This window comes from Aquimarina sp. MMG016, from assembly GCF_018100805.1.
Lineage (GTDB): Bacteria > Bacteroidota > Bacteroidia > Flavobacteriales > Flavobacteriaceae > Aquimarina.
In genome coordinates this window covers 1-25,854 of the sequence record NZ_JAGJEA010000015.1, presented here as the reverse complement: position 1 = coordinate 25,854, position 25,854 = coordinate 1, and the positions used below count along the sequence as shown (strand labels likewise).

The window sequence follows — 25,854 nt, the reverse complement described above, 5'->3', positions numbered from 1 at the left end:
TATGGATGAATTAGAATTATTAAAAAAAGATTGGAAGAAGCAAGAAGATGCGCTTCCGAAGTTGTCATATGATGAAATCTATCGAATGATGTTGAAAAAATCTTCATCAATTGTGAGATGGATCTTTATCATTAGTATTATAGAATTTGTAATTCTAGCTGGTTTTGAGATTTTTGGTAGGATAACCGGGATATATGATGAATTAGAAATGGCAGGTTTTGGTAAAGGAACAGGAATATTTCTTTCTGTTTTATCATTCGCAATATTAATATTTTTTGTGACTAGATTTTACATTAACTATCGAAATATTCAAACTACTGATTCTGCAAAGGAATTAATGAAAAGTATACTTAGAACTAGGAAAACGGTTAAATACTATGTCTTTATTAATCTTACTTTTCTAGGGGTCCTGATGTTTTTTATGTATGGTTACTTACTGTTTTTTAATGAAGAATTTCTTGAACTTAGCGGAATCCCAAAAGATACTACACCAAAAATCGTTCTTATAATCGCTCTGCTATTGATTGTTGTTGTAGCAGTTGGTACTGTTGCCCTAATATATTATTTCCTATACGGTAGATTAACAAGAAAATTAAGAAGAAACTATAAAGAACTTGAGAAATTAGAAGTTTAATTCTTATTTTCATTAAAAGCCGATGGTAGCAGTTGAGGAATGAATTTTACCAAAAGGGGTAATAATAAGCTTCCTCCAGGGAGAATAAAGATAGCTAAAGAAGGGATCGTTTTGCAAATATCTAATAATTGCTTTTTTACCTGTTGTTTTTCTTTCTTAGAAAGTTCTCTAACAGCTGATTGACCTAGTAAAATCATTAAGTCCTTACTTTCAGAAATCTCTTTAATTAATCTTTTTTTATTTCGTAGAATTAATAAATTTACTGTTCTAGAGGTCTGGTTGTAAAAATGAAATGCGGGATTTGAGTAATTAAAAAACGATATTCCTTCTTTATGTTTTTCGATAAATTGATAAACAGCTTCTACAGATGCCGAAACCATTTTCTGATCAAGATATAGTTCAGCTCCTAACGCATTAATAAAATCTTTCTCACTTTGATCTAATTGTTTGTCACTCCATATCGCCAAACTTGTGAGGTCAAGTATATATCTTTTTTCCAGATCATCTATGTAATCATCTAGGTCAATATGATCAAAATTAGCCTCTTCTTCCATAGAAATGTCAGTATAACGAACAGAAGAAGCAAATAATTTGACTAACAGTTTGTCATGATCATCTTTTTCCTGCTTAGAGTTTAAAGCCAAGAAAACCGTATTTGTCAAGGTCTCTTCTAATTTTGTAGCATATTCAATAGGATCTTTATCATGAATCAAGTAATGTTCAAAGGCTAGTACATCAATAAAGAGTAAGGCATTGGTGAGCAGATGACTAAAATTCTTCTGAAAAATAGATTCATTAGTTTGTATCCTAGCGTGTATTATTTTTTCTAGTTTTTCACTTTTTTTTGAAGCAATGTTATTAATAAAGGAAAAAAAAGATTTTTTAGTATCTAAGTAATTGTAAAACTGAATAAGTGCATCAATAAAATCATTTTCACTTGCATTCTCTATAGTATCATAATAGGTAACAATTAGAGCTGTAAATAAATTGATTTTTGTTTTTTCTTCCTCAGAATAGTTAATGCCAGAATTATTAAATGAAACAATACTTACCGACGTTCCATATATGAACCCGGTTTTTTTCAGATTAGAATATAAATTATCCAGGGATAACTCCAGTAGATACGAGTTCACATCTAAATCCCTTAAAAACTTATCAATCCAACCAAAAGTAGAAGGGTTCATTAATTGTGGTTTGTTACAAAGTTAGTTTTATTTTTTATCAAAACGATATTCTATTACTGATACTACATAGATATCTTGTTTAACAATATTTTAGCTTTTAGATAAAGCTATCAAGATGACATCCTCATAAGTACTGATGTAAATAATCGAGTATTTGTCTAATGTTGAATGCCAATTTTAATTATAGAGCTAATACAAAATGTTTTTAATATCTCCTGGTATGAACCAAAGTAGATAACAGATTTGGGGTGAATAACTGATTTTGAATCAGAAAAAAGGGGTTTTTACCCCGGATGAGGCTTTCTTTTTTTGATGTATCAATAACGTATAGTTTTTGATTTTTGTTTTTGGTGTTGCTGAAACAAGCTTATTTATTGGGGGATAAATAGACTTTTTTTGTTTTGCTAAAAAATATTTAAAAAAACTTAAAAAAATGTTTGTATGGTTTTACCGTAAATGAGATATTTTTCTAATTTTGCACCTCACTAAACAAAAAATCACTTTATTATGAAAAAAAGTACATTATTACAGTATTGTATTATGGCTTTATTTTTAGTTTTTGCTTCTTGTAGCAAAGATGAAAATGAAATCATTTTAGAAGATCCTTCAGCGGTAGTTGAAGAACTTGAATTTGTTGAAAAAGATGGATCATTTGGGTTAGATGAAGCAGAAATAGAAGAAGGAGAGGAAGAAGCTCCTGCAGAGTCTGCTTTTGCTAAGAGTTATAATCACTATGATTATACATTGCTTAAACCATCTGGTTTAAAACAAAGGGATGTTGATAGTATTAAGTGTGGAGATTCTAAGACTTTACCTTTATTAGTGGGATCTTATAAGAAAAAAGTGGGTAGAGTTACTGTATCTAATGATGGAGAAAATCTGTACGTAACTTTTAAGGCTAATAGAAATAGATATATGAAAAAAGTGTACTTGTATATTGGGGAAAAAACAGGTATACCTTTTTACTCTAACGGATTTCCAAAACTTCGTGAATTTAATTTCAAAGCTTTTCCATATTACTATGGAGGGATGAAGAAAGCTACTTATGTAATTCCATTATCTTCAATTAATTTAGATTGTTTCGAGATTGTTGCTTATTCTAAAGTATACGATAAAAAGAGTAGATGTTATTATTCGGCTTTTGCATATAATAAAAACCTAACTCAGGGATATAGCTATTCCGGTTACTCTGGTTGTTACTATTATGATGATTGGGTAAGATCTTTTGAATATTGTGTTCAAAAATGTGAGGCAGAATGTGTTCAGGCTTATGGATTCCATGAAGAATGTGGATTCTGTGAAAATGATGTGTTTAATACATTCTTAGCATATGCTTTTATTGATAGAAATGGACCAGCTGGGTTTAATATAGAATTAATCACTAATCCTGATGGATGTGATATTTCTAATAGTACAGAAGTAGGACATTTTAATGTTGCTGCGGCTAGCGAAACAACCTTAAAAATAGAGTACCAAGTAAACGCAGGTTATGAAATGTGTGAAATAGATTTTAACTATGGTACTTCTAGATTAAATACACCTAATAATTATTCTAAGGTATTTGATACTCCGGTAACTACCTTTAGTTTTGAAATCGAAAGACTTTCAGGAGCTAATATCTATATGAATAGTGGAGCAAAAATTACTACAACCAACTAATAAATAGGTAATAGAAGTATCTAAGAAAGATACTTACTTACATTTTTAAAATTTCAGGGTTAAGATTCTAAATCTTAACCCTTTTTTTATTTAAAATGTTTTAAAACAGGTTTTTAAGTGTTAATTTTTAAAAATCATAAGTTTTTGACAACCTGAAAGAATAGGCAGCAGAGTACTTTTGCACCGATTACTTGTTAATCTGAGTTAAAAACTTGTAAATATCTGTAAGTCTGTGATTTAGTGTGTTTAGGTATTTGTGTGTTGATTATTAAATATCTAATTTCGCGTCAAATTTTAGAATTAACCAATTTATTTAAAAGTTTACCCCTTAATATTTTAAAAATTAACCTATTATGCAAAATTATTTAATCTTATCATTTTTTACTTTACTATTAGTAAGTTGTAACGGTACTTCGTCATCAGAATCTCATAATCATAAAGATTCGGCAACCAAAACTGATGCATATGAAACTCATGAAGATACTCATGGAGAAGAGATGCACAAAAAATCAAATCCAGTATTTATTAATAAGCATGTAAAAGTAGTACATGATGAAAAGAAAGAAATTCCTGATGCACATGGAGGTTATGTCGTAGTAGGTAAAAATTCTGTATACTACTGTCATATCCCAATGTTTTCTAATCCTAATCATCAATATCAGATTATTGCAGAATTTGATTTAGGAGAAGAAGTGCAACAACGTCTCGCAACGTTTTACGAAAAAAATAATACGGCACCTTATTTTCTTGCTAATTTATCACAGTGGTCAAAAGTAGAGAAAGAAAGTATGGTTTTAGCGGAAATGTTTTTAAACGAAAAAGGAGAATACAATAATGGTGATAAGAAAGAACTGCGTTATGATATTTTCTACAATAATTTCCCTTGGATGGATGGTGTTGATCATATTATAAGTGATGGACAGTTTTTTGAAGGAGAAAAGGCAGTTACAGAAAGCAAAAAGGCAGTTTTAGAAAACCTAATTGTTTTTCATCATTATACCTTGGACGATAATGCGATGTATCCGCCTAACTTGACATATTACCTATTCGGAAAAGGAGATGAAGCATTTATCTCTCACTACGTTCTAAAAGGGCCAAGTTTTCAGCATATTGTTAAATTAAAAGAAGTTCCTGCTGGTGTATCAGAGGAAGAATTACGAGATGGAATGTTGATTTCATTTCCAGAATTAGCAATGTCTGAAGAAAATTATATTGATAAAGCACCGCTTACAGAAGAATCCTATGATGTGGTTATCAAAGGAAAAAAAGGACTTCACAAAATAAATCTTGAAAAACACTTGTGGTTTATTCATAGTAAAGAGTTAGAAACTCACTAAAATTAAGGTCTAATTTCCGCATAAAATATATTAAAAGAACGAGAGGCAGGAGCCTACCGAATGCCTCTCCAGGTTCTTGTTTTTCCCAAATCTTAAAATATTACCATGATAACAAAAACGTTACTCAAAAAGGGTTCAACGCAGTTAAATCCTGCCTTAAAAGAGGATATTAATAAAACCGGAGCGTGGTTTTTAGGTTCAAAAGGAGAAAATGCAGATTGGTTTTCAAGAATGATCCTAGAAGCAATAGAAGCCAATATAGATGTAAGAAATTCATATTTTCCTGAAGATCCTCATTTCATCACCCAAGAAGTAAAACAATCATCAGAATATCAAGAAAGCCTTCGCACACTAGAAAAGGAATATCATAAACTCCTGAAAGAATTAAAAAATTCCGCCCCGTTTTTTAGTATGAGAAGTGCAGGACATATGCTTTGGGATATTAATATTCCAAGTATTCTTGGGTATTTCTCGGCACTATTATATAATCAAAATAATGTAGCTGCTGAAACTTCACCAGTAACTACTTTATTAGAAATGCAAGTGGGTAATGACCTATGTGAAATGTTGGGATACAAAACTACTCCTATATATGCTCCTAACGAAGACCACCAACACATAGATCCGGGAACCGTGGGATGGGGACACATTACATGTGATGGTACCGTAGCAAATATCGAAGCGTTATGGATGGCGAGAAACCTAAAATTTTATGCTGTAGCATTACAAAACGCAATTAAAAATGAAGAAATATTAGCTCCTTTACAGGCGTTAAAAATAACAACACTAAGTGGAGAAAGAAAAAAAATATTAGATATCACCACTTGGGAGAGTCTTAACTTGCCTATTGATGAAGTATTGTCCCTTCCTTCTGTTATTATTGAAGATTTTCCGGAAATAACTGTTGAGATATTAGAAGAAGAAATTGCCAAACACTCTGTGCAATCTCTTGGTTTTTTTAATTTTTATCAAAGATATCTTACTGATATTTCTAATGCTCCAGTGGCTATTACACCAAATACGCAACACTATTCTTGGCCTAAAGCAGCAGCACTATTAGGGATTGGAGAACAAAACTTAAAAATTGTACCTAATGGTTTGACTACACAAATGGATATCGAAAGATTAGATGCAATACTAGCTAGTTGTGCAGAAAATAAAATTCCAGTGATTAGCACTGTAGCTATTATTGGAACTACAGAAGAAGGAGCAGTGGATGATTTGGAAAAAGTGATGCAGCTTCGAGAAAAATACCGTAAGCAAGGTCTAGAATTTACAATTCATGCTGATGCAGCTTGGGGAGGGTACTTTCCATCAATGATACGTAGTAAAGATGATTCTAATGATTTTTCTTCATTACCGATTAGTGATTATGTAGCCCGTCAGTACCAAATGTTAGCACATACCGATTCGATTACAATTGACCCACATAAAGCAGGCTATATTCCTTATCCTGCTGGAGGTCTATGCTACCGCAATTCTGCAATGCGTAATCTGGTGTCGTTTAAAGCACCGGTAGTTTTTCATGGAGGCTTAGATCCAACAGTTGGAGTGTATGGGGTAGAAGGCTCTAAACCAGGTGCCGCAGCTGCTGCTGTATATTTATCTCATCGAGTTATAGAAACTAATCAAGATGGGTATGGTAAAATTTTAAGTGAGTGTACTTTTGCAGCCAAAAAATTCTATGCAGAGCTTGCTTGTCTTGATTTAGAGGATAATCCTTTTGTATGTATTCCCCTAGTCGCAGTTCCTTCAATTAAAGAAGGGAAAAGTAAAACAGAGGTTATAGATGAGTTGTTATTCTTAAAAAGTAGAATTATTGACGTTCCTAATCAAGAAATAATTGCAGATAAACCTGCGATGGAGTTACTAAAGAATATGGGACAAGATCAAACTATAGTAACCTATATGTTTAATTTCAAAAATGCGGATGGAACTTTGAATACTGATCCGAAAAAAATGAGTGACTTAAATGATAAGCTTTATAACCGATTAAGTTTTCATCCTTGGCAAGATGATATTGAGAAAACACCATTAATTGTTACAGCTTCAGAATTTGATCCTAAAAGTTATTGTAATAAGTTTATGAATCATTTATACCAAAGAGCTGGTCTAGCAGAAATGCAAGATACTCCTTTGAATTTTATCATTTCTACTTTTATGAATCCATGGATTACAGCGACAAATCAGGGAGAGTTGCTAAAAACATATATTAAAGTTCTTAAAGAAACAGTAGTAGAGATTATAAATGAGGATTATAGATAATTTCTTAGTTATTGTATATTTGGTTGGTGGTTTCGGATTTAATTCGAAACCACTTTTGTTTTTAGACTACTTTTGTACTTATAAATATCAATTTAATTGAATTTGTGAATGAAAAAGCTAACATTCTTATTCCTAATTACTATGATCACTTCCTGCCAGGACACCAAAAGTGAAAATTCCAATTATCAAAAAATTAATCCCAAAAAACTAACTCCAGGTTCGATTGTTCATAAATCATTAAGTAAAGAGCAATTACAGAAAATTAAAAAGATTCATAAAGCCTTTACTGAAGTATATCCTATTTCTCTAGATGAAACGATTACAAATTTTAAACGAGATCAAAATCCTGATAATGAGATAGAAATTTGGTCTGCTATGAAGGAAGCTTATGAGAAGTTTGCTTTAAAAAATAATAGAGAAGACCAATTACAAAAACGAAAAGAAGCTTTTAAGTTGGTTTTGATGAGATCTATGATGTCAGAAGAAGAAACTATAAGAATGTTTGACTTAAAAATTTTGACAAAAAGTGAGGTCGACAAAATTCTAGATAGTTATTTGTTAAGTAAGAAACCTATCAAAATTGAAACTCATTAAGTGTTTGTAAAAACAAAAAAGAGGTTGATTTAGCAACCTCTTTTTATGAATAACTTTAATTTTTTATTGAATGATTCCGCCACAACTCACTCTACTACCAGCTGCTCCAGAAGGTTGAGACTTAAAATCATCTTCTCCCTGATGAACTATAATTGCTTTTCCAACAATGTTTTTCTTTTCATCATCGCAACCTATACACCACTCATTTGTAGCAAAGGTAATATTACCATTACCTTGGGCATCAGCTTTAAAATTACCAATATCTCCTCGGTGAAAACCTTCTTTAGCTCCCCAAGCACCGTGTGGTTGCAATGTAGGATTCCAATGACCTCCCGTTGATTTACCATCAGCCGAAGAACAATCTGCTTTCTCATGTATATGAATTGCGTGTTCTCCTTCACTTAATCCGGTTAAGGTCGCTACCATATTTACCATGCCTTCAGATTCAGTAAATACTACTTTACCAGATACTTCACTATCACTTTTGGGATCTAAAGTGATTTCTAATGTTTTTGTAACATCTTCTTCTTCAGTAGTTTCTTTTGTATTTTCTACTCCTTCTTTTTTATACTCTTCTGTAGTAGTTGCATCTTTCTTTTCTCCTTTACAACTAAACATAGCTATACTCATAAGAGTAAGTAATCCAAGTTTTAACGTTTTCATAGTTTAACGATTTGTTTGTGGTTTACAAACGAAAGATAATGCAGTTTTACCTTATGACAAAGGATTTAATATAGAAATACCGTAATTTAGATACCAATTGTACTCAATTCTGTAATACTTACCCCCATGTTTCCATCAGTAGTTAGACGATACTGATATAAACCTGTTTCTCCTACAGCAATCATCAAATTATCGGATATAATAACATCAAATGCATTTTTGTTTACAGATGTTACCAGTTTGGATTCTAAAGGGTTTGATACATCAAATACTTTGATTTCATCATCACATACAACCAAAAAATCTCCATATAATCCAATACCGTTTGGAGATGTAAGGTTTCTGGTACTTACTAATAAAGGTTCCGTAACTGTAGTTACATCATAGATTTGTAATACATTTAGATCATTTCCACAAAAACTACCTCCACGTAAAGTTACAAAAGCATGAGTCTCATTGGCAATCACTGGATCACAAGAAGTAAAATGCTGTACATTAGATAATTTTTCTGGAAACTCAGGATTTGTTAATCCATAAATAAACATTCCGTTTCTTGAACCGATATATAAATAATCTTTAAAACTAAAAAGAGTTTCAATATCAAAACCAATTGATACAGTATTTACTTGAACTGGATCTTTAATATCTGTAATATTATATACATTAAGATCAGAGTTATCTACAGTGTATAAATAATCGCCTTTTAGGGTAAACGTTGCGAGAGAACCGCCTTTTCCATCTAATTCTGAGCTGGGAGGAGCAGAACTATTTCCTGAATCTGATTCACAACTAAATATAATAAAGGATGTAAGTATCATTGTGATATATTTTTTCATGGTATGTTAATTTTAGTTTATCAATTTCCAGGCCACAACTACACTATTTTCAGGAACATTGTATGGATAAGAACCATCAGGAGCTAATAACTCAGGAAAAGTATTGATAATTCGTTTGGTTAGAGAAATTTCTTTGTTTGTAGCATTATATTCTAAAGCAATAAGATCTGTAGCTTGATTGATATATAACATATTATCTCTAATAGCTAAATCTGTTGAGCCTGGTGCTTCAAGAAATTGTAAGGGAATAGGGGATTCTGGATTAGTATTGTCATAAATATGGAACCCTTTATGTACTTCGTTTATGAACAGAAGATTATCTTTTACATAAATCTTACCGGATATATGAATCGATACTGGGGGTAGTAGTTTTACAGAGCTCTCAAAAGTAACACGATCTATTGCTACAGGCTTATATTTAGAAAACCTTATGACATCATCATCATTGTCTTCGCAATCTAACAGAAAAGGACAACAGCTTTGAAATGTAATAAGGAGTAATATTAGGAATATTTTTGTTGTTTTCATCTTTTGATTGTTTGTACAAAGACGAAAAACTTCCAAAATGGTTGCGTAATACTAAGGGGAGAGTACTATATTTTTTTGATTAGTTCCTTATTATCTCTAATACCTCTTTTTAGGTTATCTACTATAATTAGTGATTTATCGATACGTTTTTGTGAATTTTTGATTTTTAGAATAAAATAAATTAAACTACGTTTTTTACCATCCGTGAGCGACTCAAAAATATCAAACGCTTCAGGATCACTTTGTAAAACGGCATCAAACTCTTCCGGCATTTCTACTCCATATTTAGAAGTGTCTTCTAGTAAGGTGACTTCAAAATAATCACTAGGAAAAACCCCTAGTTTTTTTTGATTCTGTTTATTAAAAGTAATATGATATAATCCATGAAATTTTTGAAGGGCTGCATGAAATTTTATTGATTTATTATTATAAGTGATTTGGATAACTACTCTTTTATGTCCATCATTTATAAGTAATTGTGCGATATTATCAGGAACAATAATACTGTGAGAAGTATTAAGTGAAGTTTCAAAAATCAATTCTTTCATGGGATAATTTTTAAGCCATAAATCGAGCATAAATATATAAAATGTATTGGTATCAAATATTTCGGTTCATAAATCGAAACCTGGAAAAAGTTGTTTAATCTTTTTATAGTTTACTTAATCATAATAGTTTTTTGATAATGTTAGAAATGGTTTTTCATCGATTTTGAAAAATAGACATCTACAATTAAACCGTAATTATAAGATGGTATTGTCATTATTTCAGTAAGTTAGATGCTGTAAGAAAAGTATTATTTAGTTTTTATAACCCCAGTATTTATATAGGATAATAGAGTAGGAGTTGTATGAAATGATATTTTTATTATTATTTAATAATTTTGTAAGAAAAATACCTCATTTAACGTTTTTAATATGAATTCCTTGTTGTATTAACTAAATCGTTAAATTTTTATTAATTTTGAGCTACACAAACTCAAAACTTTTACAAATGAAAAAAATGTACTCGTTTGTCTTACTGGTATTCTTCCTAGGTCAAACAATGCTTGCGCAACAAGTAAACAAAGATGCACTGAATCCAGTGATCGATGCACACTTTAACTCTCTTAAGAAATCTTCTAATTCGGATTTATCTTGGATGGTAACGGATATTGTACCTTCTTTAAATAAGAGTTTGCAGCACGTCTATGTGCAACAATCTTATCAAGGAACAAAAATTCTTTATGCAACCAGAAAACTTACTGTTCAGGATAATAGTAAGGTAACCTATATGGTGGATCAGTTTGTACAAAATCCGGGATCAAAAATAGTTGCTTCAAAAGCTTCTTTTTCTGATCTAAGTGCGATAAATAAATTAATAGGTCAAAAAGGGCTTAGACAAGCAAAGTCACTTAACAAACAAGTAAAAAAATCAAGAATTGGTAACATTAATGAATATACTGGTTCAGGTCTTACTATGGATAACTTGCCTATAACCACCGAACAAGTATATGTTAAGGATGGAGATCAGCTAAAACTTGCTTGGAGAGTTAGCCTTTATGAAGAAAGTGGTCAAAATTGGTGGGTTGTTGATTATGATGCTGGAACTGGTGAGGAATTAAATCAGGAAAACTGGGTGATTGAATGTAATTTTGATGTTCCAGGTCACGAGAATCATGATCATGGTGATTCAGTTCTTTTTGATAAAAAAGTAGAGGGACCACTAACTGAAGCTGCTTCTGCAACCTTAGCTCCGGATTCTTATAATGTATATGCAATGCCGGTAGAGAGTCCTATACATGGTAATAGATCTATAGTTACTGATCCTGCTAATACTACAGCGTCCCCTTTTGGATGGCACGATACTAATGGTAGTGCCGGAGCTGAATACACAATTACAAGAGGTAATAATGTATGGGCTCAGGATGATAGTAATGGAAATAATGGTACAGGTTTTGCACCTGATGGAGGATCAAGTTTAGATTTTGATTTCCCGGTTAATTTAAGTCAATCACCAAGTAATTATCGAAGCGCTTCGGTAACAAATTTATTTTATTGGAATAATATTATCCACGATGTATTCTATCAATATGGATTTGATGAGGCTAGTGGTAACTTCCAGGAGAATAACTATGGAAAAGGTGGAAACGGAAGTGATTCTGTAAATGCAGATGCTCAAGATGGAAGCGGAACAAATAACGCAAACTTTGCGACACCGGGAGACGGATCTAATCCGAGAATGCAGATGTTTCTTTGGAATAGAACTAATCCAGGAAGAGATGGTTCTTTTGATAATGTAATTATTATCCACGAATATGGTCACGGAATTTCTACAAGGTTAGTAGGAGGTCCTAGTTCAAATGTTCTAGGAGGATCAGAACAAATGGGTGAAGGATGGTCAGATTACTTTGGATTAATGTTGACCATGAAAGCTGGTGATTCTGGTACTGATGGTAGAGGTGTAGGTCCATACGTACTTGGACAAGGAACAGACGGAGCAGGAATTCGTCCAACACGGTATTCAACAAACAGAGCTATTAATAATACAGATTATGCTGATATAGGAGGTTTAGCAAGACCACACGGAGTAGGGTATGCTTTTGCTACAATTCTTTGGGATATGACTTGGTTATTAATAGATCAAGAAGGTTTTGATTCGGATTTCTATAATGGAACAGGAGGAAACAATATAGCATTAGCACTTGTAACTGAAGGATTAAAGAATACAGCAAATAACCCAGGATTTGTTTCTGGTAGAGATGGGATCCTTCAAGCTGACCAAGATTTATATGGTGGAGCTTATAATTGTTTAATCTGGAAAGCATTTGCTGAAAGAGGAGTAGGACAAGATGCTAACGAAAATAATAATGGTGGTTCTAATGGACAAACTGACCAAACAGTTTCTTTTGTGAATCCTTGTGATGGCGGTGGACCTGGTCCAGGTACAGATGAGTGTACTGGAGATGTTTCTTCTTTCCCATTTGCAGAAAGTTTTGAAACTAACCTTGGAGATTGGAAAAATGCTACAACTGGAGATGATATCGATTGGACCAGAGATGCTAACGGTACTCCATCTAACAGTACAGGACCTAGTAGTGCAGCAGATGGTAGTTTCTATCTTTATGTTGAAGCTTCTGGTAACGGAACTGGATTCCCTAATAAAAGAGCGATCTTAAATTCTCCTTGTTTAAACTTTAGTAGCTTAACTACGCCAACACTTACATTCCAATACCATATGCTGGGTAGTGCTATTAACTCTTTAACTGTTGAAGCTAGAATTAACAACGAAGGGAACTGGACAAGTGTATTCAGTAGAAATGGAGCACAAGGTTCTAACTGGAATGCTGCTGATGTAGATCTTGCAGCCTATGCAGGAGAAGCTAGTGTGCAATTACGATTTAACGTAGTAACAGGTAGCGGTAGCCAAGGATGGCAAAGTGATATTGCGATCGATGCGGTTAGTATCCAAAACGATACTGGTGGTCCAGGACCAGATCCAGATTGTACTGCATTAAACCTTAATGATTTCCAAATCAATCCTTTCTCTAATCAGGATAGAGGAGGTACAGCTACTATTGTAAATGGTGGAGCAGGATTATCTATGCAAAATAATACTTGGAAAGAAATCGCTCTTAATTATACAGTAACCGCTAATACAGTTGTAGAATTTGATTTCAGTAGTTCGGCACAAGGAGAAATCCATGCAGTTGGATTTGAAGATGATGACGCATTAACCCCTGCTAGATATTTCAAAGTTCATGGTACTCAGAATTATGGAGTAACCAACTATGATAATTATGCTGGAGGTACAACATCATATGTAATCCCAGTTGGTAATTTCTATACTGGTAATATGAATAGATTTGTATTCATTAATGATGATGATGTGGGGTCGGGAAATACATCCATATTCTCCAATGTGAAAATTTATGAAGGAACTTGCGGAAGCTCTGCTGTAGCAGTTAACTTCGGACCTGAGACAGCTATTATGGGAGATCAAGGCGAAGATATTTTGTCTGACATAAGATTATGGCCTAACCCTGTACAAGGAATACTTAACGTATCTATGGCAGGTAAGCAATTATCTAATACTACATATACTGTTACAAACCTTTTAGGACAAGTAGTCGGAAAAGGACAACTTGATGGTTCAATTAATGTAAGCAATCTAGAAATAGGTGTTTATATGTTACAGATTGAAAATCAGGAAGTAACAACAACAAAACGTTTTATTATCAATAAATAATCGATTTGTAGAATAATTTGGAAAGACCGTTCTTTTGAACGGTCTTTTTGTTTTTATATCAACAACAATTACACAATAACTTTTCTTTATGATGAAAATATTGATCTCACTCTTTTATAAAGCCTCCAAAATCTCCCTAAACTTTAAAACTCTTTTTAGTTAACTAAGAATCAATTATTTGTTAAGTTAATTATAAGTTTGAGTTAAAGGAATTAATTATTAATTAATAATACTTTGTATATAAAACTTCCTCGTATTTATATGCTATTTTCGGTATTGCTAACCTAACACACAAAAAATGAAAAAACTCTTTTTCCTGTTTGTAATCTTAATTGGATTACAAGCCCAAGCTTCAAATGACAAATATCGACTGACCTTAAGAGGTAATCCTGCTACTTCAATAGTTATTGGATGGAATCAAACTTCAGGAAGTAATCCTGTTGTTTATTATGGGACAACTGATTTTGGAACTAATTATAATAGTTACACAAATTCTAAAGCTCCAGATAGAAATGTTTCTTATAAAGGAATGAATAATACTTTTGCTCGATTAACAGGTTTACAACCCAATACCGCGTATTATTTTGTAATAAGGGATAATCAGGGTATTAGTGAACGTTTTTGGTTTAAAACAGCTCCAGCAGACAATAGTAGATTATCTTTTATTGCAGGAGGCGATTCTAGAAATAATAGAACACCAAGAAGAAATGCGAATTCTCTTGTGGCAAAATTAAAACCCCATGCAGTTTTATTTGGAGGAGATATGACAGATAGTGATTCTAGCAGTCAATGGCAGAATTGGTTTAATGATTGGCAATTAACCATTGCTTCTGATGGAAGAATGTTTCCTATTATCGCTGCTAGAGGAAACCACGAAGATAGTAACAATAGTATTTATAATCTATTTGATGTTCCATCTTCCAGTGTATATTATGCAATAACATTCGGGAATAATTTAGTTAGAACGTATACATTAAATACAGAGATTTCGATTTCAGGAAATCAAACTGCCTGGTTAAGAAATGATCTAAATGCTAATCCAAATGCTATCTGGAAAATGGCACAGTACCACAAACCTATGCGTCCTCACGTTTCGTCTAAAGGAGAAGGAAATAACCAATACAATAATTGGGCACAACTTTTTTATGATAAAGGAGTAAAACTAGTAGTAGAGTGTGATGCACATACGGTAAAGACCACATGGCCGGTTCGTCCTTCTGCGGGATCAGGCAATGATGAAGGTTTTGTAAGAGATAATACTAATGGTACAGTATATGTCGGCGAAGGATGTTGGGGGGCACCGCTACGTTCTAATAATGATAATAAATCATGGACTCGTAATTCATCTAGATTTAATCAGTTTAAATGGATTTTTGTCGACGAAAATAAAATTGAAACTCGTACTATAAGGGTAGATAATGCTTCTCAGGTAGGATCGGTTTCTAATAATAATGTGTTCCAAATACCATCAAACCTTGATATTTGGAACCCTTCAAACGGAAGTGTTGTAACAATTAATAGAGGAACGGTTGTAGATCCTGATCCAGATAATGGAAGTATAGATGTAGCCATTAGTTCGGGTAATGATGACGTAGAAGAAAGTCAGAATGGAACGTTGTATACTAATAGTAGTGACTTGGAGATGGTTTATGATAGCTATAATAATAATGGGTACCAAAAAATTGGATTAAGATTTAGAGGTGTTCAACTACCAAATAATGCCACGATAACTACTGCTTATATACAGTTTACTGCTGATGAAAGTAATAACGCCGGTACAGAACTGGAAATTTCTTTACATAATAGCAATAATTCTCCAGCATTTTCTTCTGCGAATAAGGTGTCTGATCGATCTACATTTTCCAGTAAAGTTACATGGGAACCATCTTCTTGGTCTAGTGGTCAGAGTGGAAGTGGTCAACGTACTCCTAACTTAAAAAATATGGTGCAAAGCCTCGTAAATAAAAGTGGCTGGATTTCTGGAAATAATGTAAGTTTTATTATTAGAGGTAAAGGAAATAGTCTAAATAGCACTTCGGCAAAAAGAGTTGCGGATTCCTATGAAGGAGGAGCTAATAAAGCACCAAGATTGATTGTTAGTTACACCACTTCTTCAACTCCGCCAGATATATGTGCAGGTGTAGCTTCTTGGCAAAGTGGAGTATCATATTCGGTAGGAGATCAAGTCACCTATCAAGGTAATTTGTTTGAACGAACCTCAGATGGTTGGAACTTCATCGGGCCTTGTGGTACGACTAGATCCAGAAATAATATAATTACTCAATTACAATTTCCTCCAGAATTAAATATCCTTAGTTTTAAATCGTATCCTAACCCATTTAAGAGTATAATTAATATAACAACTTCACAATTCGAAGCAAATAAAAGCTACCAAGTATTTATTTATGACTTACAAGGTAGAGTAATACATAAAGAAAATATTTCTTCAAAGTCAAGAAATAAAACAGTTACTATTACTCCTAAAGTTACCAACAAAGGAATTTATTTATTAACGATTAACGACGATAATGGAAAAACCATTAAGACTCAGCGATTGGTAAAGCAATAAAATAGGAGGAATAAAAAAATTCTAAGCGTTTGTTTAAGAACCGTTAATTCTATGTTAGATTTAACGGTTCTTTTGTAAGATAATATTTTGATGGAAGGTTGGATATTGGCTACATTGAACTACTGGTCAGAATAAGTAGTTTTTTATACCTTTTATAGTGAGAAAGGCAATTAAACTATATTAGTTGCTTCTCTTTTTTTGATTAATTAACCTTTTATTCAACACTTCTCTAGATATTTCTTTATAAGAGCGACCTATTGGAAATACTCCATTCCTATTCGTTACATTATGGTTGTCAAACCGTACAACGTGGTGAATATTAATAATAAAGGAACGATGAATACGTATAAAATCATTCGGAGGTAATTTGTTCTCAAATTCAGAAATGGGCATTAGGGTAATATGTGTGCCTTGTGTCGTAACAATCTTAATATGATTTTTAATTGCTTCAACCTGAAGAATAGTAGCAAATACTATTTTCACAAAAGCTCTTTCTGATTTGATGAAAATATGTGGTTCATTTTCTGTAGTTTCTGTGATACTATTTTCTTGGATAGATTGATCCTGGGGTAAGGTATTTGTATTCGTAGATAACATTCTTTTTAACTTACTTATGGTCTGTAAAAAACGTTGAAGACCTATAGGTTTTAACAAATAATCTACCACTTCTAGCTCAAAACCTTCTAAAGCATATTCTCTATGTGCAGTAGTCAATACTGTAAGAGGCTGTTTTTTTAGCATTTTTAGCATAGATAATCCGGTTATTTTGGGCATTTGTATGTCTAAAAACATTACATCTACCTCTAGGTTTTCAACTGCCAAAAAAGCCTCCACAGCACTATGGTAAATACCAACAATAGTAAATTCCGGCACATACTCAAGATGAGAGGCTATAACCTTGGTAGCCATCTCTTCATCATCGATAATAATGCAATTGACTGTATTTTTCATGATAAACCTTCTGATAAGGTGATCTTCAAACGTATTTTAAAAGTATCCTTTTTTATGATATCTAATTCATGTTCTTTAGGATAGATTAAAGCTAATCTTTTTTTAATATTAGTTAGTCCAATACCAGACTGTAAATTGTCATTAATAGTGGTTTCGTTATAGGTGTTTTTAATAACAAAGTATAAAATATTGCCCTTTACTTCAATACTTAGATCTATAATAGAATCTCTTTCTTCCTTTGCAGGACCATGTTTAAAAGCATTTTCTATAAAAGGGAGCAATATCAATGGCGAAATATATACATCAGGAATATTGGATTTTTTGTATCTGAAATCTAATTTGCGGTCATATCTAAGTCTTTCCAGTTCTATATAATTTTCCAGATTTTCGATTTCACAGGACAAGGGGATTAGCGATACATTACTATCGTAGAGTAAATACCCTAGTATTTCGGATAATTTTACCAACATATCTGCAGCTTTTTTGTCTTGTTGTAGTACAAGGCTATAGATGTTATTGAGCGTATTGAAAAGAAAATGAGGCTGCACCTGGTTCTTCAGATATTTTAACTCCGCTTCTATTTTTTCTTGTAGTAATGCCTGGTTACGTTTTTGTTCGTGTAAAAAGTTTTGAAAAAATTTAATACCTAACACCATTCCTGATATATAAGCCAATTCTACCCCTTTGAAGACAAAACTTCTAAAAGTGTTAAAGTTATCATCTTTGCCTAAAATCTTTGGATAAACTACTCCATAATACATGAGGTATAATAACCAACCAAAAAATAAAGCAGTTATCCCGGCAATCAGAATAAATTTAAGATATTTCTGCTGATATAAATATTTAGGCATTATTACGTAAGCAATCATATAAGCACAGCCTATTTTCATCGGAAGTACTAATGCTTCAAAAAAAGCCCATTGCCATAGTGCTTTATTAATACTGATAAAATAATTGGTAAATACATAAAAAGAACTCCAAGCACCCCAATACAATATATGGCGGATAATGCGCTCCAACGACCATGAATCATATTTTTTTAGCCAGATCATACTGCTATATTACAATTATTTCTACAGGACTACTACCACAGGTAAAGTTTTTGTGACCAGTAGTTAAAAATAAAGGACAAATGACTATTTCATCAATTTTTGAGATAAACAACTTATAAAACTTGATATATAAACAAATTCCGTTATGTGTACTTCATACCGGTATGCTTGTCCTTTTTGTTACATGAGCCTTAATGATTGCCATACATTCATATAAAATTTAAAATTAAGGAAGCAAACAATAATCAAAAAATAGGAGTATTATGAAAGCAAGTATCATTTTTATTCTAGCTCTATTGATGGGTAACATAGGATTTAGCAATGAAGTAGAAGGAAGTATAGTTTTATTATCCTCTAAAAACAAAAAAGTAGTTTTAGCATATCATGGTTTTGAGAATGTAAAAACTAAAGTAATCATAGAGGATACAAATAATAAAACATTGTATAGAGAGAAAGCCAAAACTCCCGATGTTTTACAAAATCAGTTCTCTTTAACAAATTTAGAGGGGAATACATTTTTAGTTACGTTAGAAAACGAGTATAAGGTTGTGCAAACCATATTCAAATTTGTACAAGGGAAAGCAGAAAAGGTAGAAACTCCGTTAGAGGTATTCAAGCCTGTTTTTAAGAAAAAAGGTAGCATTGTATTATTGTATATTCCTAATCCTTTGGAAAAAGAAGTGAGTATTACAATTACTGACAAGAAGGGAGTGAACCTTATACCCACTATAAGATCTAGCAAAGTAATGATCAAAAAGAAGATTGACTTTTCCAAATATAGTACTAAAGCTGTGATACAAGTAGATAATGGAAAGCGTTTTTTGGGGAGTTTTAAGTTTTAATTCATAGTGGAAGTATTTTTTATACTTTATATAGAGTTTGAAAAGGGAAGTTTAACCATAGGTTACTTCCCTTTTTGATATATAATCCGTATCATAAATCAAAAAGTTTTGGTTGACCGGGTTGTCAGCTTTAATTAAGGTTTAAACAGGTTAAAGATAAACCTTGCCACATTTAATTTATATTTGAATGCTTAGCAAATAATCAACGATTTCGAGAACTGTTTTTATATTTTTTATATGTTGTTGGCACATTTTTAACCTCTTAGAGTTTAATTCTCTAGGGCTTATCTTAGAAATTTACTTAACTCTTAATAAGAAATAACTAACTTATTTTTAATCAGAATCTAAAATGCTATTTTTGCGCATTAAAAAGTTTCATAATTGTAGCAAAGGTATTTTGTTATCCTCTAAAGTTGGATTTTTATGAAATGCAGAATATAATATTTTGAATATAAGTGAGTAAAATTCTTATCTATCGTCCTGATATTGATGGTTTAAGGGCAATTTCGGTTTTTTTAGTAATTCTATTTCATCTCGATTTTTCAGTATTTAGTGGTGGGTTTGTTGGTGTTGATGTGTTTTTTGTGATTTCTGGCTATTTAATAACGAGTTCTATAAATAAACAGCTTCTCAGTAATTCATTTTCTTTCAAAGAATTTTACATGAGAAGAATACGAAGGATTATCCCTGTTTTAATTTTTGTTTTAGCAGTGATTACGATTCCTGCATATTTGTTTTTGTTTCCCAATGATTTTGAAAGTTATTCTCGAACGGTGTTACATACAATGTTGAGTACAAATAACTTCTATTTATGGGTAGCTAATAATGATTATTTTGCTTGGAATACTGAATTTATGCCATTGCTGCATACTTGGTCCTTATCTGTTGAAGAACAATTTTATTTGGTTTGGCCCATTTTAATGTTAATTCTTCATCGTTTCTTTGGTTTAAGTACTAGAGTATACGTTGCTATTGCATTTTTAATTTGTACCATTCTGTTATCGGTTTATTTGACGGGAGAAGATAAGTCTATGGCATATTTTTTGTTGCCAGCTCGTTTTTTTGAGCCTTTGATGGGAGCAATTTTAGCAATATTGTGGGAGCGAATTCCGAAGCGTACAAAATCAATTAATCACATCATTTCTATTATAGGAATTTTACTTGTTGTTATACCAGCTATAGTGTTAACAAAAGATAGTGTTTTCCCTGGGTTAAATGCTTTTTGGCCTTGTTTGGGCGCTGTATTGTTGATTTTGTCAGGAAAAGAAGAAGATTCAAAAGGCGTAGTCAATCGTATATTTGAGTTTCAGAGTATTGTATTTTTAGGATTACTATCGTATTCAATGTATTTGTGGCATTGGCCAATAATAGTGTTCACAAAATATTTAGGTTTTGAGTTAACATTGCCGATAGTCTTAATGATTATTACAGCTACAATTTTATTGTCATATTTTTCTTGGAGATTTGTCGAGCAGCCTTTTAGGTATAAATTCAAGTATGGATTTTCGAAAACAGTACTCTATATTTTATTTCCAAGTGTAATGGTTGCCGGTTTTATTTATGGAGTAATTGATAGTAAAGATGGATTTCCTCATCGTTTTCCTAATCTAACTGAGTTTAATAGAAAAGCGAATTTTCCGGATGAAGTAAGATCTAATTGCTACAATACACATAGAATTGGTAACTATAAAGAGTGCAATTTAGGGGTAGTTAAAAATAAAGTTGATGGTATTTTGATAGGAGATTCTTTTGCTAATCATTCTGCCTATTTTGTTGATATATTAGCTAAGGATGCTAATATGTATTTTGATGTTAGTGCGGCTCCAGGTTATCCGTTATTACGTAATTTAGATTATCCTGATACATCTGGTGATGACTATGGAAAAAAGAGATTCGAATATGCCAAAAAAATGGATGTTATTTGTATCGCAGCATTTTGGGAGGCCATGGCAATTGATTCAGAAAATTACAATCAAATACTCGAATCTATACAAGAATTAGTAGCGTTGAAAAAGAACGTAGTTATTATTGATCATTTAAGGATGACAATTCCGACCAATGCACATAAAATGAAGTTGCATAAAGCTAAAATGGGAGCTCAGTTTTTGAAGAAAGATTTATTGATTCCATGTTACAAACGTCCGGAAAAGTATATTGTGCAGGAAATCAAGAAAAGATTTCCTTCAGTTACCATTATTAATATGAACGATGTAATGTGTGTCGATGGTAAATGCGAATATGTGCTTAATGAACAAATCGTTTATCGCGATTTTTATCATTTAAATATAAGTGGAGCAAAGTCGATAGCAGAAAAGTATCTTGAAGAAAAAGGAAACCCTCTAAAGGTTCTGAATAACAATCTAAAAAAATAGACCCTGAAGCGAAATCGCCTAAATTCAATTTTTTGATAAAAATGTCATCTTAGACCTGATAAAAATCTATATAATCCACTCAAATTTAAATTTTACCAACTCAGCTAAACAGAAAAGTATTCTTAACAAGAGGCTATTGAATTTGTTTTTTCTAGAAATCATTGGGTTTTGTGATGTTGCTATTGTTGTAAATTGTTTTTTAGAGTGTTTCAATCAAAATATCCTCACCGAGTTTTTGTTTAAATTCATTTTTGAATTTATCATTCAATTCTGGCCAGTTCCAAAAAATGATTGCAAAGTTGGTAAAAATTAAACTGTTATCATAATCATAATTTTCTATTAGAGTTTTGCGTTTACAATTGTGACAATTCAGAGATACTTCTTTTCCAGAATTCCAAGCTGAAATTCCTTTAGCTAATTCACTTATAAATTTTATCTCATTAGGATCTTGTTGTTTATTATCTTCTCCGTAAAAGGTTGCAGGATCAATATCTTTAATTAAATCCTTTTGACATTTAGGGCAAACCACCCTATCAGGGAGAAAAAAGTCTACGCCCAAATCCCAATTCAAAACATGTCTTAACTCCCTTTTTTGAGTAATAAACTCAACTTCACCACTCCAATCTTCCTCTACTATATCTGTATATCTAGATCCGGCATAATGCAATGATTCACCCTCATTTGGTTTCAATAGGATTATTTGGTTATCTGACAACCATCTAATAATATTTTCCTTAACAGCCAAGGTGTTATTAATAACCTTTGTTTTAGTGAAAACAGTATATCTTTCCATATATTTACATCAAATGATTTATAACGGCTCATATAACCGTCATTTATGGATTAAATTAGCAATTCTAAGCGGATTCAGGTTTAGTATAATCTGCCGTAATTATAGTTATATATTATTGACAACTGGTTTTAGTCTTCACTTAAAAAATAATTAAATGTCAGTTTATGCGAATTAATTAGTATAATCCCTATGTCAAAAGTCCAATCATCAGTTAGATTCCAACCACCATATCCGCCAGAGCTCTTATCCCAAGGACTCTTATCGTAATTACAGTATATAAAAGTATTTTTCTTTTCATAATCAGACATTATCAAATGATGAAATTTCCTGGCATTCTCCAATGACATTCTTTCTGAATTTGAATAAGCCAAATCATATCTGATAGCATTAAAAAGCATTTCCTTTCCATATTCAAAGTCAAACTCTTTCCAATTTTCATTTAATTTTTTAAAGCCTGTGATTGCCCAGCTATCCTCATCATTAATTAATCTTTGATGTTCAATTTCTGTTGCTTTGTTAAGCAAATCGATTCTTTGTTCAAAAGTTTCAATTTGAAAACCACTTATATTCATTTGAAAAGAATTTCCCCAAAAGTCATAAAGATCGTCACTATTCTTTTCTAAATTTAATTTCTCAAATAAATATTCAATTTCCATTTTATTCAACTTGTTACCTTGGTGATGGTAGTTTAATTTTGTTTATTTATTTCCAGTTTTAGATTCGATTTTGAAGGGTTTTTAATTTCTTGTATATACGTGTTGTATGTTACGTCAATCTTATCACCTACTCTTAATATTGCATATTTTATTTCTTTAGTATGATCATAAGGAAGTGCTGTAGAAGTTACATTATCCTCCCATTGATGCCCCCTAACCTGCGTAACATATTTCCTAATACTTTTTCCTTTTGAAAAAATAATAATAGGTAATTTTGTATCGCCTATTTGTAAAGTAAACTTACCTGGGTTGATAGCTTCAAATCGAATAGAATGGCTAACCGTTTCTTCACGTAAACCTCTATGAATGGAATAGCTCGAAAATAGATCTATTACTTTCAATTCATCTACGTTATTTGTTATATCCCAATCCAATTGCCTTTCTTCTTGTTTCCATATTTTAGTCTGCAAATCTATTTTACCCCAAATATTATATTCCTGATTATTTCCAGATGAGAATTTATTTGCTATAATATGGCTATCCCAGTAAATAGGAATAACTATGGTATCGCCCACTGAACAAGTATAACTGATGAAAGGATTTGGTTCCATTCCAGAAAAAGTCCTTGAAGTTCCTTTTTTTCCTACTTTGATTATGTTAAGAATACTATTGTTTTTATAACCCCAACCATCTTCATATTTAAATGTTTGTTTTATAGCATACACCTTTTTTGTTTGGGGAACAATATCAATTTCAAAATAACTCTTTCCTGAATCTTGTTTAATAATCATATCACCAATTTCAAAACTCTCATTCTTAAATGTCTCTTTGAAATCCTTGAAGTAAATTTTCCTTAAAGAATCTAAGTCTTGTCCAAACATTATTTTAAACTGCATTAGTAATATTAAAATTAATAATCTCATTTAGTTATCATAATGTGTTACCAACAGTTTTGTATGAAGTTAGTTGTGTAGTTAAGCATCTAAATTAACAAAGTTGGACGAGCTAGAGAAAATTTTGAAGCGATTTCGTGATTAGCAACAGCCTAGAAATTAATATGGTGTTGTATGTTGGTTTTTTATTTATCTTTTAATAGTACTGTATATTTTCCCTTTCCAAAATAATTTTTCTTTTAACGCCAAAGTATTTTTAAAATTAAAATCAAATTCAGCTTTTATGATTCCTTTTAGAAACAATGACTTATCAATTAAAATTTTCCCATTTTTTAAATTGAAAATATGATTTCCTAAATTTCGTGTACTATTATATTGATTCCAAGCATAACAATGCTCATTTTCTAATTTAATATGTAAATGACTATATCCTGAAATATTATTTATTGTTTCTCCTTTAATTCCACTATTTTTCATTTTTTTAAATTCCATATGGTCGTAAATTGTACCTTCATAAACATTTGTTTCGGATTTTATAGAATGGAATATATGCGTTGTATCTATGATTTTATAATATTTACTTAATGAATCTTTGAATATTTCTCCTGTTTCATCTTTCATTCGGTTTATAACTTTTTGGAATTCTGGAGGAAAAAGTCCAGTGTCTAATCTTAATTCACCATTTTTATTTCTATAAATACCTTCATTATAATTCCATTTTTCTCTAAAAGAAAAATCGCCATTTAGATTTTCAACCCACTCAATTTTTATTCTGTTTTCTGAATTAGCTTTTTTCTCATATGTTTTACAAGAAATTCCAATTAATAATAAAAAAGAAACAATTATAGATTTACTTTTCATTCGATTTAGTTATAACGACTCGGGTTATGATTTCGTTGTGAGATCATCTGCAGGATTATTTCATTTAGAAACCAGCCGTTGATTAATAATTTTATTTTTAGGGGTACAAAACTATAATGAATCATAGGAGCCATTTTTGTAGTGCGTTTTTATTCGTTTTTCTATTTCAGTCCAATGGTCATTTCTCAAAGAATACAAAAATCGATTATAAAACTTTGTTTTCCATTTAAAAAAACTATTCTTTCTTTTAAAATATGCTTTTGCACAAGCGTCTTTCAGCCACGTTTCATCAAAGCTATTCCATTCGCCTGCCACACTTATTAAATTACCTTTCAGTACTGGAAATACTTCGTAAAGGTCAATTTCTTTTAATTCCGATATATGTAAGTCAGAATTAAGAAAAGTATTGATTATCGATTCATAGTCAGAATCTTGTAATTCAGTGTCTAAATAAAATTCCGAAATTGAATTCCAAATTGGTATTCGTTTTTCAAGTTCAAGTTCAAGCTCAATATCTATTGAATTATCCCTTGTCCAAGGATTAATGAATTTCTCATATTCTGTCCATTCAATTTTTATTCGTTTTATTAGTTCATCTCCTGCAAATGCTATCGTTCTTTCGTACGTGTTATAAACAACAAAATCAATATTATCATCTACGTAAAATGTATCATTTCCATTAAATTCAGATACTTTTAGTTCGTCAATTATTTTCGTTTCTTTTGGATAGGTAAACTCAAATATTTTTCCAGTTTTAAGCTCGTTATAAATTCTATTTAGTTTTTCAAAACCAAAATTTTCGTCAAATTCATTATCTCGAAAATAACAAGTGTATTCTTCATTTTCTCCAGAAAGTGGGATCCAAAAATCGAATGGGTTTATATCCCATTTTTTCTTTAATTCCTTTATGATTTCTTTCTCGGTTTTCATTTTATCAA

The 25,854-nt window shown here is 31.6% G+C and carries 21 protein-coding genes; 9 read left to right on the top strand and 12 right to left on the bottom strand.

The features are described from left to right. The first annotated feature begins 1 nt into the window (after window position 1). Window positions 2–634: a hypothetical protein gene (locus J8M14_RS20110; RefSeq protein WP_211076624.1), complete on the top strand. Its 633-nt coding sequence runs from the start codon at window positions 2–4 to the stop codon at window positions 632–634. Here the strand turns inward: J8M14_RS20110 and J8M14_RS20105 are convergent. After that, on the bottom strand, window positions 631–1,818 hold the full coding sequence (locus J8M14_RS20105) for an LETM1-related biofilm-associated protein (RefSeq protein WP_211076623.1): 1,188 nt from the start codon (window positions 1,816–1,818) through the stop codon (window positions 631–633). The two genes, J8M14_RS20110 and J8M14_RS20105, sit on opposite strands and share 4 nt — an antisense overlap. Before the next feature lie 507 nt (window positions 1,819–2,325). Here J8M14_RS20105 and J8M14_RS20100 point away from each other — a divergent pair. From J8M14_RS20100 to J8M14_RS20085, 4 genes are all read left to right on the top strand, one after another. Further along, window positions 2,326–3,477, top strand: a complete 1,152-nt coding sequence (locus J8M14_RS20100) for a hypothetical protein (protein WP_211076622.1) — start codon at window positions 2,326–2,328, stop codon at window positions 3,475–3,477. A gap of 353 nt (window positions 3,478–3,830) precedes the next feature. Beyond that, the gene (locus J8M14_RS20095) at window positions 3,831–4,814 is read left to right on the top strand and encodes a hypothetical protein (protein WP_211076621.1); all 984 of its coding nucleotides are present in this window, start codon (window positions 3,831–3,833) and stop codon (window positions 4,812–4,814) included. A 105-nt stretch (window positions 4,815–4,919) separates the two neighbouring features. Next, window positions 4,920–7,079, top strand: coding sequence for a pyridoxal-dependent decarboxylase (locus tag J8M14_RS20090; RefSeq protein WP_211076620.1), 2,160 nt, complete (start codon window positions 4,920–4,922; stop codon window positions 7,077–7,079). A 108-nt stretch (window positions 7,080–7,187) separates the two neighbouring features. After that, complete coding sequence (locus J8M14_RS20085) at window positions 7,188–7,673, top strand: hypothetical protein (protein ID WP_211076619.1); 486 nt, start codon at window positions 7,188–7,190, stop codon at window positions 7,671–7,673. 63 nt (window positions 7,674–7,736) lie between these two features. Here J8M14_RS20085 and J8M14_RS20080 read toward each other — a convergent pair whose 3' ends face one another. The 4 genes from J8M14_RS20080 to J8M14_RS20065 all read right to left on the bottom strand — a co-directional run bounded on the left by J8M14_RS20080 (window position 7,737) and on the right by J8M14_RS20065 (window position 10,248). Further along, window positions 7,737–8,336 carry a superoxide dismutase family protein gene (locus J8M14_RS20080; RefSeq protein WP_211076618.1) on the bottom strand — a complete coding sequence of 200 codons (600 nt, stop codon included), beginning with the start codon at window positions 8,334–8,336 and terminating at the stop codon, window positions 7,737–7,739. An 86-nt stretch (window positions 8,337–8,422) separates the two neighbouring features. Beyond that, window positions 8,423–9,172, bottom strand: coding sequence for a hypothetical protein (locus J8M14_RS20075; protein ID WP_211076617.1), 750 nt, complete (start codon window positions 9,170–9,172; stop codon window positions 8,423–8,425). A gap of 12 nt (window positions 9,173–9,184) precedes the next feature. Further along, the gene (locus J8M14_RS20070; RefSeq protein WP_211076616.1) at window positions 9,185–9,700 is read right to left on the bottom strand and encodes a hypothetical protein; all 516 of its coding nucleotides are present in this window, start codon (window positions 9,698–9,700) and stop codon (window positions 9,185–9,187) included. Between the two features lie 65 nt (window positions 9,701–9,765). Beyond that, entirely contained in the window at window positions 9,766–10,248 is a 483-nt protein-coding gene (locus tag J8M14_RS20065) for a YdeI/OmpD-associated family protein (RefSeq protein WP_211076615.1), read from the bottom strand. A gap of 445 nt (window positions 10,249–10,693) precedes the next feature. On the opposite strand from J8M14_RS20065, the gene J8M14_RS20060 reads away from it, so the two are divergent. Next, on the top strand, window positions 10,694–13,927 hold the full coding sequence (locus J8M14_RS20060) for a M36 family metallopeptidase (protein ID WP_211076614.1): 3,234 nt from the start codon (window positions 10,694–10,696) through the stop codon (window positions 13,925–13,927). Between the two features lie 298 nt (window positions 13,928–14,225). Next, window positions 14,226–16,496 carry a fibronectin type III domain-containing protein gene (locus tag J8M14_RS20055; protein ID WP_211076613.1) on the top strand — a complete coding sequence of 757 codons (2,271 nt, stop codon included), beginning with the start codon at window positions 14,226–14,228 and terminating at the stop codon, window positions 16,494–16,496. A gap of 180 nt (window positions 16,497–16,676) precedes the next feature. Here J8M14_RS20055 and J8M14_RS20050 read toward each other — a convergent pair whose 3' ends face one another. After that, window positions 16,677–17,447: a LytTR family DNA-binding domain-containing protein gene (locus J8M14_RS20050; RefSeq protein WP_211076612.1), complete on the bottom strand. Its 771-nt coding sequence runs from the start codon at window positions 17,445–17,447 to the stop codon at window positions 16,677–16,679. After that, on the bottom strand, window positions 17,444–18,499 hold the full coding sequence (locus tag J8M14_RS20045) for a histidine kinase (RefSeq protein WP_211076611.1): 1,056 nt from the start codon (window positions 18,497–18,499) through the stop codon (window positions 17,444–17,446). The genes J8M14_RS20050 and J8M14_RS20045 overlap by 4 nt, the downstream gene beginning before the upstream one ends. A 263-nt stretch (window positions 18,500–18,762) precedes the next feature. Here J8M14_RS20045 and J8M14_RS20040 point away from each other — a divergent pair, with 263 nt between their 5' ends. Both J8M14_RS20040 and J8M14_RS23430 read left to right on the top strand, forming a co-directional pair. Next, entirely contained in the window at window positions 18,763–19,341 is a 579-nt protein-coding gene (locus tag J8M14_RS20040; protein WP_211076610.1) for a hypothetical protein, read from the top strand. A 455-nt stretch (window positions 19,342–19,796) separates the two neighbouring features. After that, window positions 19,797–21,713 carry an acyltransferase family protein gene (locus J8M14_RS23430; RefSeq protein WP_211076609.1) on the top strand — a complete coding sequence of 639 codons (1,917 nt, stop codon included), beginning with the start codon at window positions 19,797–19,799 and terminating at the stop codon, window positions 21,711–21,713. A gap of 199 nt (window positions 21,714–21,912) precedes the next feature. Here J8M14_RS23430 and J8M14_RS20030 read toward each other — a convergent pair whose 3' ends face one another. The 5 genes from J8M14_RS20030 to J8M14_RS20010 all read right to left on the bottom strand — a co-directional run. Then, window positions 21,913–22,506: a hypothetical protein gene (locus tag J8M14_RS20030; protein WP_211076608.1), complete on the bottom strand. Its 594-nt coding sequence runs from the start codon at window positions 22,504–22,506 to the stop codon at window positions 21,913–21,915. A gap of 128 nt (window positions 22,507–22,634) precedes the next feature. Then, window positions 22,635–23,162, bottom strand: a complete 528-nt coding sequence (locus tag J8M14_RS20025) for a hypothetical protein (protein ID WP_211076607.1) — start codon at window positions 23,160–23,162, stop codon at window positions 22,635–22,637. A 32-nt stretch (window positions 23,163–23,194) separates the two neighbouring features. Continuing rightward, window positions 23,195–24,058 (bottom strand): hypothetical protein, encoded by an 864-nt coding sequence (locus J8M14_RS20020; RefSeq protein WP_211076606.1) that lies wholly within the window; start codon window positions 24,056–24,058, stop codon window positions 23,195–23,197. 186 nt (window positions 24,059–24,244) lie between these two features. Next, window positions 24,245–24,916: a hypothetical protein gene (locus J8M14_RS20015; RefSeq protein WP_211076605.1), complete on the bottom strand. Its 672-nt coding sequence runs from the start codon at window positions 24,914–24,916 to the stop codon at window positions 24,245–24,247. Between the two features lie 111 nt (window positions 24,917–25,027). Next, on the bottom strand, window positions 25,028–25,854 hold an 827-nt coding region (locus tag J8M14_RS20010), incomplete at its 5' end, for a hypothetical protein (protein WP_211076604.1).

What these genes read in the sequence shown, in the direction of transcription:
- J8M14_RS20110 (WP_211076624.1), top strand. Translation starts at nt 2, where the DNA reads ATGGATGAATTAGAATTATTAAAAAAAGATTGGAAGAAGCAAGAAGAT.
- J8M14_RS20105 (WP_211076623.1), bottom strand. Translation starts at nt 1,818, where the DNA reads ATGAACCCTTCTACTTTTGGTTGGATTGATAAGTTTTTAAGGGATTTA.
- J8M14_RS20100 (WP_211076622.1), top strand. Translation starts at nt 2,326, where the DNA reads ATGAAAAAAAGTACATTATTACAGTATTGTATTATGGCTTTATTTTTA.
- J8M14_RS20095 (WP_211076621.1), top strand. Translation starts at nt 3,831, where the DNA reads ATGCAAAATTATTTAATCTTATCATTTTTTACTTTACTATTAGTAAGT.
- J8M14_RS20090 (WP_211076620.1), top strand. Translation starts at nt 4,920, where the DNA reads ATGATAACAAAAACGTTACTCAAAAAGGGTTCAACGCAGTTAAATCCT.
- J8M14_RS20085 (WP_211076619.1), top strand. Translation starts at nt 7,188, where the DNA reads ATGAAAAAGCTAACATTCTTATTCCTAATTACTATGATCACTTCCTGC.
- J8M14_RS20080 (WP_211076618.1), bottom strand. Translation starts at nt 8,336, where the DNA reads ATGAAAACGTTAAAACTTGGATTACTTACTCTTATGAGTATAGCTATG.
- J8M14_RS20075 (WP_211076617.1), bottom strand. Translation starts at nt 9,172, where the DNA reads ATGAAAAAATATATCACAATGATACTTACATCCTTTATTATATTTAGT.
- J8M14_RS20070 (WP_211076616.1), bottom strand. Translation starts at nt 9,700, where the DNA reads ATGAAAACAACAAAAATATTCCTAATATTACTCCTTATTACATTTCAA.
- J8M14_RS20065 (WP_211076615.1), bottom strand. Translation starts at nt 10,248, where the DNA reads ATGAAAGAATTGATTTTTGAAACTTCACTTAATACTTCTCACAGTATT.
- J8M14_RS20060 (WP_211076614.1), top strand. Translation starts at nt 10,694, where the DNA reads ATGAAAAAAATGTACTCGTTTGTCTTACTGGTATTCTTCCTAGGTCAA.
- J8M14_RS20055 (WP_211076613.1), top strand. Translation starts at nt 14,226, where the DNA reads ATGAAAAAACTCTTTTTCCTGTTTGTAATCTTAATTGGATTACAAGCC.
- J8M14_RS20050 (WP_211076612.1), bottom strand. Translation starts at nt 17,447, where the DNA reads ATGAAAAATACAGTCAATTGCATTATTATCGATGATGAAGAGATGGCT.
- J8M14_RS20045 (WP_211076611.1), bottom strand. Translation starts at nt 18,499, where the DNA reads ATGATCTGGCTAAAAAAATATGATTCATGGTCGTTGGAGCGCATTATC.
- J8M14_RS20040 (WP_211076610.1), top strand. Translation starts at nt 18,763, where the DNA reads ATGAAAGCAAGTATCATTTTTATTCTAGCTCTATTGATGGGTAACATA.
- J8M14_RS20030 (WP_211076608.1), bottom strand. Translation starts at nt 22,506, where the DNA reads ATGGAAAGATATACTGTTTTCACTAAAACAAAGGTTATTAATAACACC.
- J8M14_RS20025 (WP_211076607.1), bottom strand. Translation starts at nt 23,162, where the DNA reads ATGGAAATTGAATATTTATTTGAGAAATTAAATTTAGAAAAGAATAGT.
- J8M14_RS20020 (WP_211076606.1), bottom strand. Translation starts at nt 24,058, where the DNA reads ATGCAGTTTAAAATAATGTTTGGACAAGACTTAGATTCTTTAAGGAAA.
- J8M14_RS20015 (WP_211076605.1), bottom strand. Translation starts at nt 24,916, where the DNA reads ATGAAAAGTAAATCTATAATTGTTTCTTTTTTATTATTAATTGGAATT.